Here is a 14756-nt window from a genome sequence, read left to right on the forward strand (position 1 = left end):
TCATCACCCCTTCCCTAATCAATCCGAATACGAGGATCTACAATCGTCATAATAATGTCAGAAAGTAGCGTACCTAGAATTGTTGAGATACCAAATATCAATACCAGGGCAGTAATGACCGAATAGTCACGACTAGTAATCGATTGAATGAATAGTTGACCCATACCAGGATAAGCGAAGATTTGTTCAATAAATACTGAACCCCCGATTAAACCCGTAATTTCATAACCAAATGTTGAAGCCACTGGTAATAGCGAGTTTCTAAAAATGTGACGGTTGTACACCACATTCTCAGGTACCCCTTTAGACCGAGCCGTCTTCACATAGTCTTGCTGTTTTGCATCAATTACCTCACTCCGCAAATACTGGATGATTCCTGTTGTACCAAGCAAGGCGTAGGTGATTGCTGGTAGTAACATATGGTAGAATCGGTCCCAGTAATAAGCAGGTGTGCCATCACTTAATCCAGTAGATACCGACCCATTTGTTGGGAACCACTGCAACTCATACCCGAACAGCCAAACCATTAGTAAGGCAAGTACGAAAGTAGGAATTGCGTAGGAAATGAAGTTGTATAATACGACCCCTTTATCAAAAGAAGTATTATTATAACGACCTGATAAAATCCCAAGCGGTATGGCTATTAAGTAGGTAAAAATCAAAGTGAGCAGTGACAGGAAGATCGTGTTAACCGCCCGTCCACCAATTAAAGTGGATACTGGCACTTTATAGGTATAAGACATCCCAAAGTCACCCTGGAAGGCATTCTTCAACCAATTAAAATACTGGACGATAATCGGTTCATTCAAACCAGCCCGTTCACGCAAGGCTTCAATCGTTGAAGGATCAGTTTCTGGTGTGATAAGCCCTGTGAAAGGGTCACCAGGCATCAATCTAGCTACCGCGAATACTAAGATACTCAAAATTAAAATTTGCGGGAGCATCAGCAGAACTCTTCTAAATATTGTCTTCCACATATTAATTGCCCCCTTTCAATGATTGATCAAAGGCAACATCATGATTGTCTGAGAATGGATATAGATTATAAACACGATTATTTTCATCATAATAAATGTTAGACGTCTTTTGATACTCAGCATCAATTTGCTGACGTCGTGCTTTAATCTCAGCACGTTTATTCGGATCCATTTCAGGAATTGCAGCCAATAACCGTTTGGTATAAATATGTTGCGGGTTATTGAAAATTTCTTTCTTGGAACCACGCTCAACAAATCGTCCTTTATGCATAATGGCAATTTCATCTGCCATGTGTTCCACAACCCCTAAGTCATGGGAAATGAACAAGTAACTCAAGTTATATTCACTTTGAATTTGCTTCATAAAGTTTAAAACCTGCGCTTGAACCGATAAATCCAAGGCTGAAGTAGGTTCATCGGCAATGATCAGTTTAGGGTTACTGGCTACAGCCCGCGCAACCCCTAAACGTTGCCGTTGACCACCCGAGAATTCATGCGGATACTTATAGATTGTATCTTCATTCAAACCAACAATCTCTAACAGCTCGATTACCCGATGCTTCACTTCTTTTTCGGGATATTGATAATAATTGCGAATTGGTTCAGCGATCACATCTAAAATCCGTTTCTTCGGATTTAAGGACATAGTCGAATCTTGAAAGATCATCTGAACATTACGGTTATACTCGCCGTATTTACCAGATCGCTTCCGCGCTTTATTGGTGACATCGGTTCCTTCATATAAAATCTGTCCAGCAGTCGCCTTCTCCAAACCGATAATGGCACGGCCGATAGTCGTCTTGCCAGAACCTGATTCACCAACTAGGCCGTAAGTTTTACCACTTTCAATTTCTAAATCAACACCATCCACGGCAAATACATTGTCCTGTACCGTATTAAAGAATCCGCCGCGAATAGGATAATGTACTTTCAAATCTTTTACTTCAATAAATCCCATTACTCGACCCCTTCCTTCAAGTCCGCAACATCCGCTTCCTCAGGGAAATGGAAATGCTGCCAACAAGTACATTTCACGAAATGATTTGGGGCCAGCTCATGCATGGTCGGATTTTCTTCATGCTCACTATCATCAATCCATGGAATACGACTAGCAAAACGGCAACTCCTTCTTGGCAGGTTTTGCAGTGAAGGCACAGTCCCTTGAATAACATGAAGCTCATCTTCCTCACTCTCAAGCTCGTGTGGCACTGAATTCAGTAGTGATCGCGTATAAGGATGTTTTGGATTATTAAATAGTTCAAACACATCAGCAATTTCAACTACCTCACCGGCATACATCACGGCTACCTTATCTGCCGTTTGTGCAACTACCCCTAAATCGTGGGTAATTAATAGGATGCCAGATCCCGTCTCATCTTGAATATCATTCATTAAATCTAAGATTTGCGCCTGCACAGTCACATCTAAGGCAGTAGTCGGCTCATCAGCAATAATAATGGCTGGCTTGTTTGCTAAAGCAATTGCAATCACTACACGTTGGCGCATACCACCAGATAATTCATGCGGATATTGTTTCATCACACGTTTTGGATGAGGGATTTGAACCTGTGTTAATAGTTCCTCCACCCTCGCAAGACGTTGAGATTTGGATAAACCAGAATGATACAATAAAGTTTCTTCAATTTGATCTTGTATTGTCATCAAGGGGTTTAAAGAACCTAAAGGATCCTGGAAAATCATCCCAATATCATTTCCCCTAATTTTGTTAAACTGCGCTTCACTATTTTCTAAAAGATTATTCCCTCTATAGAGAATTTCTCCTTGGATTTGCGTATTATTTCGATTATGTAAACCAACAATCGAGGTAGCTAAAGTACTTTTACCAGACCCTGACTCCCCTACAATGGCAAGGACCTCATTCTCATTCAAAGTCAAAGTAACATCATCGACAGCATTAAAGTACTCATTGCCAAAACGAAATCCTGTATGTAAATGATTAATTTCTAATAATACCTGGTTAGAGGACATGGTTTCGGCTCCTTTAAAAATGATATTTCAATAAATTTTATAATTTAATTCTAATTGTTTCGGTTTTAAAATACTTTACATGAACCAGAATGAAATTTTAAGGAAAAATAGCTCTTTGTTCATAATTTCTTAACAATTTTCTTAATCGTTTTTAATACTATCTCTTATTGTTTTAATAATAGGAAGAGAAATGAATTAAGCCGCTTGAAAATTATATTCAAAGTTGGAACATGTGTTTGTGGATAAGTCTGTGACTAAGTCGAAAAATCGTTCGGATTCCCCTGTGGCTGTAGCTAATTACCTTGTGGATAAAAATCAAAAATTTAAGTAGATTCCTGTGTATAAATGATTTATTCACATATGAAAATAGGTAGATTCTAACCGATTATGTTTACTTAAATGGATATTTCACGTGAAACCTATTGTTAAAAATAGTTGTAGCTGCATATTGATGTGGATAAATTGATGGTACGTAAGTATTTGGTAATGAAATAAGAAGAAAAAATAGCCTATATCATGTAAGGATATATAACATATACGACTACTAATTGTTGTAGTACAGTGAAGGGGTTTTACGTGAAAAGATTGCAAATTTTAAAAAGAGGATATGGATTGAAAGTGGGTTTATGTGAAAAAATCAGGGTAAGTAAGGTAAAAAGTAGATAAAAGATAAGTAATAAAAAGATCATAATTATTCGTATAAAAGTAAAGAGATATATTCATTAGGCAGCAAAAGTAGAGAAGAATAGGTGGAGTATCTTTTTTCAAGTGAATATAGATGTGAAATTTCACAAGCGAATGAGGTTGCAAAAAGAAGAAGGAAGTATTGATATAACAAGCTAATAGGAAAAGTTAAAGAAAATTTAGATAGGTACGGTGTTAGTTACACTTGAAATAAGTGAATAACGGAGAGAAGTATACATATAACCAAGAAAAGTAGAATAAGAAGAATCATTTGTTGCTTGATTTTAATGACATTTCACGTGGAAATGTATTAATAAGCGCGCCCTTCTTACTTGCTTATCTTATTCCAATCCTTCCTTAATGGGTTATTTTTAGTAGCCGGCAAGAGTTAATGAGGATCTATTTATTGAATTTCTCTTATATATTATGATTGACCAATATCTTGTTCAATGAAGGGTTAATGCATGAGTTTTTCACTGTATTTTTTGGCTAATATCCTATTAATAAGGTTTATTTTAGACAGTTTGTAGGGTACCGGTTTCTAGAATCAATCCCATTCACCATTTCCTTCACCTGTTAAAAGTAAAATTGATGCTTTACTACAATTAGTTACAAAAGTTTCTGTGATTATAAATGACTTACATATTATCAAGATGCGGATACCTTTAATTAGGATTTTTCATAAATCTAGAGAAATGTTTCACGTGAAACGTTCGAAAATCCCTCTATGTGTGGTAACTGTTAAATGCCTGAGGTTTATAACCCTTATACAAACTGATTAACTCAGGGTGATCTTTCCAAATCAATGTTTAAAGAGAAAAAAGCAATAGACCCCCGCCACATTTGGATAACGTTCGATATATTAGGAATAATTATTAGCCGCTCATGGTTACTGCTATAGATGGATGTTTTAGTTGCTAAATTACATTGATAAATAATTTTTTACTTTCTTTCTTTTACAAAAGAATATTTTTATAAATATAGAAAAAAAGCGTGATTAATTATGTTTCACGTGAAACAAATCTCCTCCATAAAAGAAGACTCGGTTAGTATTACTTTGGTGTAAATAGAAGGTTGTAAGATTAATAGGATTTATATGTTGCAGGTAAAGGCAAAATACTAGTGGTAAGAGATTTTAATGGCGTATATTGAGTTTTCTGTGACACAAATATTTATTTTTAGCACTGTGTGTTATTTTAAAACATTCTATAGTAGTAAACTAAAGAACTTCATTAAAGACTAAGATTAGTAGATAATATGATGTGTTGATGTAATTGTAGCTATTCAATAGCTAGTAAGTTAAATTTCTAATTATTATAGATAAGACTAACCAAGACTAACCGTATGAGTCCTGCTGATTTAAGATTATACAGCAGCTACTTCATAACTCCAATAAACTGGAAGTCAATTTGACCTTCCATGATGTTTCACGTGAAACATCATTAATTGTCGACTTATTTTCAATATCGACTCGTGGTAAGGAATAGAGAGTTTATGTAGCATTCCATTCTATTGTCATTAAGGCCGTTAGTTAATCATATCTGGTTTATTCTATAGGTGGTTACCATATAAAGATATGTGACTAATGATTAAACAATTACGACGGTACTAATTGAGCTATCGGTAAAATTATGGGGATTATCAATCAGAGATTTACGGAAGTTGTATCCATTCTTATCTTAATAAAAATCATAGTTGGTATAGAGCTAGTAATGATAAAAAGAAATTTTGGACAAAATCCATTCAAATTGTAGCTAGCAGCTAGCTATTGGATAATTGCTTTCATTCATCAATTTGAGGTACGGTGAACAAGTAGCTTCTAGTGAATATTGATAGGCCTGTATAATAATCAGTTGCTTTTAGGATTAACTTGCTAGGTGGATAAGATTAATAAAAGGTAAATTGATAGAATGATATATCATCATTAGAAGCAATTGTTAGTGGATTGTGGGAAGATTTCTGTACCGGAGGGATATAGATATTATAAAGCATGCAATCTTGAGGACTCGCTATAATTAATATGAATGTTTCACGTGAAACATCTATGTCGGATATCTCTTAATGAAGTTTTCAACTTTGGTATTTCTAATAAGATATGAATGATACCGATTTAAAGAATGCTATATCTATTTTTTACTTACCTAAAACGTTTAAAAGTATTTATGCTTCCGACCTAGAAATAAGACCATAGCAATTGGAAGAGATTATCCATTTTCAAAATGCTTATATGATAGGGGTTTAGATTATTTTTACAACACATGGAATTTTTATAAAATATGTTGATAATAAATTTTTTATCTAGAAATCAACAGCTCCATTATGATCAAATAAGAACATATGTTTGTATAGAGCGTAAAATATATAAAAATGATTGTTTTTTAAGATTGTGTTAAAATGGTATATGATAAAGTGTCGAATTTTGACCTAGAGGAGATTATTATGAAAAGAGAGAATTGGCAGTCTAAAATTCCTTCTTTCTTATTGAAGTCGGTAATTATATGGCCACTTATTATTGCGCTATTATTATTAATTATCGTGATTGGTATTAGTGCAACAGTTAGTTTAGAAATGGGTTTTGTAATTGTTAGTTTGGTTGTTGTTGTAATAGGTTTACTTGGTTTTACTTTGGTCCAGATGTTAACCGCCTTGAGTGAATATATCTTAGGATTAGGTAATCAGATTAAATCTGTGCAAAGCGAAATTCTGTTGAAGATGCCTATTGGTATTATTGTATTCGATGAAAATGACCCAACAATTGAATGGGTAAACCCCTTTTTACAAAAGTACTTCTACCAGAAGGAAATCATTGGATTAGATATTAATGATTTAGATGAAGAAATTTTTGAATTGTACAAGGAATTCCGTGAAGACCCGTCACTGAAAGCTAAACGCTTCCAGTGGAAGAATGCGCATTTCGAGGTAACTTATTTAAGAGATGAGCATGCTATGTACTTTATTGATGCAACCAAGTACGGCATTATTGCTAAGAATGCTGACCTTGGCCGTATTGTAATTGGTCATATTGTCATCGATAATTATGATGAAACGGTATCTTCAATGAATGATAGAAGAAAATCTATGATTGACAACTTGGTAACGAGTGATTTATCTAAGTGGGCTAAGAACTATGATTCTTATATTAAACGTTTGGATGATGACCATTTCTTGCTGGTATCAACCTATGGTCAGTTGTCTCGAATGGAAGAGAACAAGTTTGGGGTCGTTGACAGCCTTCGTGAGAAAACATCAAAGGCCAATACACCATTAACGATTTCTATGGGGATTTCATACCAGGAGAAAGATGACGTTATTGATGTGGATGATATTTCTGAACAAGGACAGTCTAACTTAGATCTTGCGCAAAGTCGTGGTGGTGACCAAGTCGTTGTCCGTACTAAAAATCAAAAAGCGCGTTATTATGGTGGTAAGACAAACCCTATGGAAAAACGTACACGTGTACGTTCACGTCAAATCGCCAATACTATTTCAACAATGATTCAAAACACGTCTTCAGTATTCGTTATGGGGCATGATTATCCAGATATGGATGCTGTTGGTGCTTGCTTGGGTATTCGTCGTATTTCTCAAATGAATAACCAAATTTGTTATGTGATTATTGATGAAAGTCGTATTAATGCTGATATTGAACGTTTATTGGTGGAGTTACGTAAGGATGAATCAATTGCGGAATCAATTATCTCGCCTGAACAAGCAGAAGAGTTGATGGCACAGGATTCACTATTATTCTTGGTGGACGTACATCGTCCGTCAATTACCACTGCACCAGACTTGATTACACCGAATAGACCTGTTATTATTATTGACCACCACCGTAAGGGGGAAGAAGTACCGGATAATGTATTGTTAGAATATATTGAGCCTTATGCTTCTTCTGCAAGTGAGTTAATTACAGAGTTCTTCGAGTATCAAAATCAAGAAAGTGAACCAATCAAACGAATTGAAGCAACTGCTATGTTAGCGGGTATGATTGTGGATACACGTAATTTCTCTCTACGTACAGGGTCAAGAACCTTTGATGCGGCTAGTTACTTAAAATCTGTAGGTGCTGATTCATTTATGATTCAAAACCTACTGAAAGAGGACTTAACGGACTATATTAAACGTAATCAATTAATTGAAAATGTGGAATTGATTTCTGGCAATCTGGGTATTGCTAGTGGTGGAGATAAGGATGTCTATGACTCAGTTACGGCTGCCCAAGCAGCGGATACTTTGCTATCTATGCGTAACGTGGATGCTTCTTTTGTGGTTTATTTAAGAGAAGACGGTCGTGTGGGTATTTCTGCACGTAGTCTTGGAACGATTAATGTTCAACGTACAATGGAAGAGTTAGGTGGCGGCGGTCATTTATCGAATGCTGCTACACAAATTTCAGATGTGACTGTCTCTGAAGCAGTAGAAATGTTAAAATCTGTTATTATGGATAAAGATGAGGAGGATGAATAATTATGAAGGTTATTTTTCTACAAGATGTTAAAAATCAAGGTAAAAAGGGTCAAGTAAAAGAAGTCCCTAATGGCTATGCACAAAACTTCTTATTGAAAAAGGGTTTAGCCAAAGAAGCTACATCAAGTGCTGTTTCTGCGCAACGTGGTAAAGAAAAAGCCAACGAGAAACAAGCGCAAGAAGAATTACAAGAAGCAAAAGACTTAAAAGCTAAAATCGAAGACGAGAAAACAGTCGTAACGATTAAAGCTAAGGGTGGAGAAGACGGCCGTTTGTTTGGTTCAGTCCCATCTAAACAAATTGCTACTGGTATGTTGAAACAATACGGTATTAAATTAGATAAACGTAAAATGGACTTGGACGAACCAATCCGTTCATTTGGTTACACAAATGTACCTGTAAAATTACATCAAGAGGTTGAAGCTACTATTCGCGTACATATCGTCGAAGAATAGGGCTAGTCTATCTATATATTGGAGGCTAGGATGTATTCCTGGCCTCCTATTTTATTCAATTTTTATATCAATGTGCTTATGTTTTTTAGTATAATAGTTAGGTGATGGAGGTGCTGACTTGGCGGAGAATTTAGATCATACAACACCGCCTCAAAGTATAGAGGCTGAGCAAGCTGTGCTCGGTGCCATCTTACTTGATTCCGATGTGTTCATTTCAGTGCTGGAGTATGTTTCTGCCGATGATTTTTATAGTCGTGCAAACCAACTTATTTTTGAAGCGATGGAAGAACTGAACCGGGATGATGAGGCAATTGATGCGTTAACGGTTCAACAAAAATTAAATAACATGCATATGCTTGAAAATGTTGGCGGATATGAGTACATTTTCCAATTGGCAAATGATACGCCGACTGCAGCGAATGCGGAATACTATGCCCGCATAGTTGAAGAGAAATCTTTATTGAGAAAGCTGATTCAAGCTTCTAATAAGATTGCCCGCGAGAGTTTTGAGCAAGAAGAGTCAGTATCTGTCATTTTAGATGAGGCTGAGAAGTCTATTTTAAATGTAGCAGAGAACCGAAATCGAAATGGGTTTATCCATATTCGAGATGTCGTGTTCGAGTCTATGCAAAATTTAGATGATTTATCTAAAAATGGTCAGGACGTAACAGGGATTCCAACTGGTTATCCTGATCTAGATGCGATGACAGCCGGGCTGCAACCAGAAGAGTTGATTATTCTGGCAGCACGTCCAGCCGTTGGTAAGACAGCCTTTGCTTTGAATATCGCACAGAATGTGGCGACTAAGCAAGATGGTGTTGTCGCGGTCTTTTCTTTGGAGATGGGGGCTGGATCTCTGGTAAATCGTATGATTTGTGCAGAAGGTAGTATAAATGCTGGTCATTTAAGGACTGGACAGTTAACTGAAGATGAATGGTCAGATTTGATCGTTGCTTCAGGGGCGCTATCGGAAGCGGATATTTATATCGATGATACACCAGGTATCAGGGTAACCGAAATTCGTTCTAAGAGTAGACGCCTACTTAAAGAGCGTGGGCGGCTGGACTTAATTGTGATAGACTACCTTCAATTAATTGAGGGGTCTGGTAAACGAAATGAAAACAGACAACAAGAAGTGTCTGATATTTCGCGACAATTAAAGAAAATCGCCAAAGAATTACACGTGCCTGTAATCGCCTTATCTCAGCTATCACGTGGTGTGGAACAGCGACAGGATAAACGTCCCGTTCTTTCTGACATTCGTGAGTCGGGATCAATCGAGCAGGATGCGGATATCGTTGCCTTCCTATATCGTGATGATTATTACGAACGTGGCGAGGGCGAAGAAGATGATGGTGGTGGCGAACCGAGATTGGAAGATAATATCGTAGAGGTTATTATCGAGAAAAACCGGTCCGGTGCGCGTGGAACAGTAAAACTTATTTTTACAAAAGAATTTAACAAATTTTCATCAGTGAGCTTTAGAACTGATGATGAAATGTTTGCATAACAGAGAGGAAAATCATTTATGTCAGGGATTGTCGTAGTAGGTACACAGTGGGGAGACGAAGGTAAAGGTAAAATTACCGATTTTCTAGCGAAAGATGCATCTGTGATCGTACGTTACCAAGGTGGGGACAACGCAGGTCACACGATTCAATTTGACGGCACAAAGTACGCATTACACTTAATTCCATCAGGTATCTTTTCATCTGAGAAGTTATCTGTCATCGGAAACGGCGTTGTTGTAAATCCGAAAGCATTGATTAAAGAATTGAACTACCTAAAGGACCATGGCATTGATGTGAGCGGCTTGCGTATTTCAGACCGTGCCCATGTGATTTTACCTTATCATATTGAGTTGGACCGTCTTCAAGAAGAAGCTAAGGGCGACGACAAAATTGGTACAACAATTAAAGGTATTGGCCCAGCTTATACTGACAAAGCTAGCCGTAGCGGTATTCGTGTGTGTGACTTATTGGAAAAAGATACTTTCGCTGCTAAGCTAAAGGCGAATCTAGAATTCAATAACCAAATCATTACGAAAATCTATGGTGGTCAAGCCTTGAACTTTGAAGAAGTTTATGAAGAATACTACGCTTATGGCCAAGAAATCAAAGGCTATGTTGCGGACACTTCAGTGATTATTAATGACTTCTTAGACCGTGGCGAAAATGTCTTATTTGAAGGTGCTCAAGGAAACATGTTGGATATTGATCAAGGAACATATCCTTACGTGACTTCATCTAACCCAGTTTCTGGAGGTGCAACAGTAGGTACTGGTGTAGGTCCAACCCGCTTTAATAAAGTAGTAGGGGTTGCTAAAGCATATACTTCTCGTGTTGGTGAAGGTGCCTTCCCAACTGAATTGTTTGATGCAGTAGGAGATCAAATTAGAGAAGTTGGTCGTGAATTTGGTACAACTACTGGCCGTCCGCGTCGTGTGGGTTGGTTCGACTCTGTTGTAATGCGTCATTCTAAACGTATTTCTGGATTAACTGATTTATCATTGAATTCAATTGATGTATTGTCAGGATTAGAAACAGTAAAAATTTGCGTAGCCTATGAAACAGCAGGTGGTACACGTATTGAACATTATCCAGCTAGTCTGCAACAATTAGCTGAATGTACACCAGTTTATGAAGAGTTACCAGGTTGGTCTGAAGATATTACTGCTTGTAAGACTTTAGAAGAATTACCAGCAAATGCACGCCAATACGTTGAACGTGTATCGGAATTAGTTGGCGTGAACATCGCAACATTCTCTGTGGGTCCAGATCGTACGCAAACAAACATTTTAGAAGATATTTGGAATAGCTAATTAGATACAAGATTTATAAGATGTTCATAAGCGGGGCTTTGATAGTCCTGCTTTTTTTTGGTTCAAGAAATGAATATTGGGATTTCTAGTGTGTTAACGGACTATAGTACGCTATTAAAAAAGGCCTCTGAATTAACACAAGACGGTAGTTTAAACCAGATTAGTCAGGACATTACTGAATATAAAGCTATCTGTATTTATGGACTTGGTCATTCAGGTCTAATTGCAAAGGAAATAGAACTATGTTTTAACCGGATAGGTATTCCTTGTCGTGTGTAACGGATAGGGAACAAATTCTAGTGAATAATCCTATTATGGACAATGAGAGTGAATCCAGTTATTGATGAGGAAGAATTCATCATATGAGCTATTTAGCCTTCATTTTTTAGGAAATTGAAAAAAATGGCGACTTTATCGTTGACAAGTGTAATCAGTCAAGGTATATTAAGTTTATTAAGATTACAAATGTAAACAATATAAAAACACATACATAAATAAGGAGCGATTTAATATGAATACGAAAACTTACTTAATCCCAGATATGTCGTGTGCCCACTGCAAGGCGCGTATTGAAAAGGAAGTAACTGCCTTAAATGGCGTTGAAGCAGCGGATGTACCGGTTGAAAGTAAAGTTTTAACGGTCCGATTTGATGATCAAGTAGTAGATAGTGCGGCCATTGTGGCTGCTGTTGCGGAAGCGGGCTATACAGCCAACCCGCAATAATTTTCGTCTAAAGGAGAATGTATAATGAAAGATACTTATACAATTGAAGGAATGACCTGCGCATCCTGTGCGCAAGCGGTCGAGAAATCGGTCGCCAAGTTAACGGGCATGGATGCTGCGAATGTGAACTTGGCAACTGAAAAGTTAACGGTTACTTATGATAACAAACAAGTTTCAGAGGCTGATATCACTTAGGCAGTTGAGAATGCAGGTTATAAGGCGGTGAAGAATTTATCGGCGACTAGCTTTGAAATTGAAGGGATGACCTGCGCGTCTTGTGCCCAAGCGATTGAGAAATCGGTAGGTAAATTAGCCGCTGTTTCATCGGTGAATGTGAATTTAGCCACTGAAAAAATGACAGTGACCTTTGATGAGGCGGCCTTAAATGTTTCTGATATTGTCCGTACAGTTGAAGATACGGGCTACCAAGCCAAATTAGAAACCAGTGAACAGGAAGGGCCTAGTCAAGCTGATCGTCAAAGTGCCCATATCCAAGCTTTATGGCGCCGCTTTTTGTGGTCTACTATTTATACTGTGCCTTTACTTTATATAGCCATGGGTCCCATGCTACCTTTTGGCGGTTTACCCTTACCTGAATTCTTGAATCCAATGACCAATGCCATGAATTTTGCGGTCATCCAGTTGTTGCTGACCTTACCAGTTGTCTATTTGGGACGCGACTTCTACAAAGTGGGTTTTAAAGCCCTCTTTAAAGGACATCCCAATATGGACTCTTTGATTGCTATTGGGACAGGGGCAGCGCTTGTTCAAGGGATTGTGATGACAGGTCTATTGGTATCTGGCCAGCTGCATGTAGGCCACGGTCATCCTGACTTATACTTTGAGTCAGCGGCGGTTATTTTGACATTAATTACTTTAGGGAAATATTTGGAGGTTGTGTCTAAAGGCAAGACGTCTGAAGCCATTAAAAAATTGATGGGCTTGGCACCGAAAACGGCTCGAGTAATGCGCGACGGTCAAGAGGTTGAAGTGGCGATTGACCAGGTGGTGGCGGGCGATATTTTGGTCGTTCGCCCTGGCGAGAAAATTCCAGTTGATGGCGAGATCGTTGAGGGCAGCTCAGCGGTTGACGAAGCCATGATTACTGGGGAGAGTATCCCAATTGAAAAAAGGGTAGGCGACCAGGTTGTTGGCGCGTCTATCAACAAGAACGGGTCATTCCAATTCAAGGCCACAAAGGTCGGCAAGGACACAACCCTTGCGCAAATTATCCAACTTGTTGAAGAAGCACAAGGGTCTAAAGCGCCAATAGCCAAGTTAGCGGACAAGGTATCCGGTATTTTCGTCCCCATTGTGATGGGCTTAGCAGCGATTTCTGGACTTGCCTGGTATTTCCTAGGGCAAGAATCATGGATATTTGCCTTGTCAATTACCATTTCCGTTCTAGTGATTGCTTGTCCATGTGCCTTAGGTTTGGCGACGCCAACAGCGATTATGGTGGGGACTGGTAAGGGTGCTGAGAATGGCGTCTTGATTAAGAGTGGCGATGCCTTAGAGGAAACCCATAAAGTTCAAACTATTGTTTTTGACAAAACAGGTACCATTACCGAAGGCAAACCGGTGGTGACAGATATTAAAGCTTTCAATGGCGCGGATGCGGATGATATCTTGCAAGTTGCAGCGTCTGCAGAAGTGGGGTCAGAACACCCACTAGGTGAAGCGATTGTAGCTGAAGCCAAGGACCGCAAGTTGACTTTAACGGCCAGCCAAGATTTCCAAGCGATTCCTGGACATGGCTTACAAGTTAGCTTGAATGACCAAATCGTTTTGCTAGGCAATAGTAAATTAATGGCTAATCACAATATAGATTTATCGGATGCAATAGCTGAGGCTGACCAATTGGCTACTGAGGGTAAAACGCCCATGTTTGTTGGGGTTGACGGCCAATTATTAGGGATTATTGCAGTAGCTGATACGGTCAAAGAAAACTCTGTAGCAGCTATCCAAAAATTACACCGAATGGGCATTGAAGTGGCCATGATCACGGGTGACAACAAGGGGACTGCTGAGGCGATTGCCAAGCAAGTGGGCATCGACCGGGTCTTTAGTGAGGTCTTGCCGGAAGACAAGGCCAATGAAGTGAAGAAATTACAAGATGAAGGCTTACACGTGGCCATGGTTGGTGACGGGATCAATGATGCGCCAGCGCTTGCCCAAGCCAATATCGGAATTGCCATTGGTTCAGGGACTGATGTAGCCATTGAATCAGCGGATATTGTCTTGATGCGTAGCGACTTAATGGACGTGCCAACAGCGGTTGAATTGAGTCGGGCAACCATTACCAATATTAAGCAAAACCTATTTTGGGCTTTCGCCTATAACACGGTTGGGATCCCAGTTGCCATGGGTATCCTCTACCTATTTGGTGGCCCATTATTAAGTCCTATGTTTGCTGGTGCAGCCATGAGTTTATCGTCTGTTTCAGTATTACTGAATGCGCTGAGATTGAAGGGCTTTAAAGCTAAAGCTTAAGTGACGATTATAATAGATAAATTATAACCACCCTATTTTTTGGGGCCAGGGGGATATCTTAGGATGAACCTTGGTCTTTTTATTATGACGAATTTACAATTTAAGTGCAACAACAATAATAAAATAAAAAAGATCCATAGTTTTCC

The 14756-nt window shown here is 38.4% G+C and carries 8 protein-coding genes and 1 pseudogene; 6 read left to right on the forward strand and 3 right to left on the reverse strand.

Going from position 1 to position 14756, the window contains the following annotated elements; translation table 11 throughout:
- Positions 1-14 precede the first annotated feature (14 nt).
- Genes opp4B through AC973_RS02725 form a run of 3 tightly spaced genes read right to left on the reverse strand, consistent with a single transcriptional unit; the run spans position 15 to position 2966 of the window.
- Positions 15-977 carry an oligopeptide ABC transporter permease gene (gene opp4B, locus AC973_RS02715; protein WP_048726949.1) on the reverse strand — a complete coding sequence of 321 codons (963 nt, stop codon included), beginning with the start codon at positions 975-977 and terminating at the stop codon, positions 15-17.
- A 1-nt stretch (position 978) separates the two neighbouring features.
- Positions 979-1935 (reverse strand): ATP-binding cassette domain-containing protein, encoded by a 957-nt coding sequence (locus tag AC973_RS02720; protein WP_048726951.1) that lies wholly within the window; start codon positions 1933-1935, stop codon positions 979-981.
- Positions 1935-2966: an ABC transporter ATP-binding protein gene (locus AC973_RS02725; protein ID WP_048726953.1), complete on the reverse strand. Its 1032-nt coding sequence runs from the start codon at positions 2964-2966 to the stop codon at positions 1935-1937. Before AC973_RS02725 ends, AC973_RS02720 begins: the two co-directional genes overlap by 1 nt.
- Before the next feature lie 3123 nt (positions 2967-6089).
- Here AC973_RS02725 and AC973_RS02730 point away from each other — a divergent pair.
- From AC973_RS02730 to AC973_RS02755, 6 genes and pseudogenes are all read left to right on the forward strand, one after another.
- Positions 6090-8117 (forward strand): DHH family phosphoesterase, encoded by a 2028-nt coding sequence (locus tag AC973_RS02730; protein ID WP_048726955.1) that lies wholly within the window; start codon positions 6090-6092, stop codon positions 8115-8117.
- A 2-nt stretch (positions 8118-8119) separates the two neighbouring features.
- Positions 8120-8572 (forward strand): 50S ribosomal protein L9, encoded by a 453-nt coding sequence (gene rplI / locus AC973_RS02735; protein WP_048726960.1) that lies wholly within the window; start codon positions 8120-8122, stop codon positions 8570-8572.
- A 118-nt stretch (positions 8573-8690) separates the two neighbouring features.
- Complete coding sequence (gene dnaB, locus AC973_RS02740) at positions 8691-10082, forward strand: replicative DNA helicase (RefSeq protein WP_026465551.1); 1392 nt, start codon at positions 8691-8693, stop codon at positions 10080-10082.
- An 18-nt stretch (positions 10083-10100) separates the two neighbouring features.
- Positions 10101-11393, forward strand: a complete 1293-nt coding sequence (locus AC973_RS02745; protein WP_048726963.1) for an adenylosuccinate synthase — start codon at positions 10101-10103, stop codon at positions 11391-11393.
- A 511-nt stretch (positions 11394-11904) separates the two neighbouring features.
- The gene (locus tag AC973_RS02750; protein ID WP_048726966.1) at positions 11905-12117 is read left to right on the forward strand and encodes a heavy-metal-associated domain-containing protein; all 213 of its coding nucleotides are present in this window, start codon (positions 11905-11907) and stop codon (positions 12115-12117) included.
- A 21-nt stretch (positions 12118-12138) separates the two neighbouring features.
- Positions 12139-14610: pseudogene (locus tag AC973_RS02755) on the forward strand (heavy metal translocating P-type ATPase).
- The last annotated feature ends 146 nt before the right edge of the window (positions 14611-14756 follow it).

It is taken from the genome of Carnobacterium sp. 1290_CSPC, assembly GCF_001053265.1.
Classification (GTDB): Bacteria; Bacillota; Bacilli; order Lactobacillales; family Aerococcaceae; genus Aerococcus; species Aerococcus urinaeequi.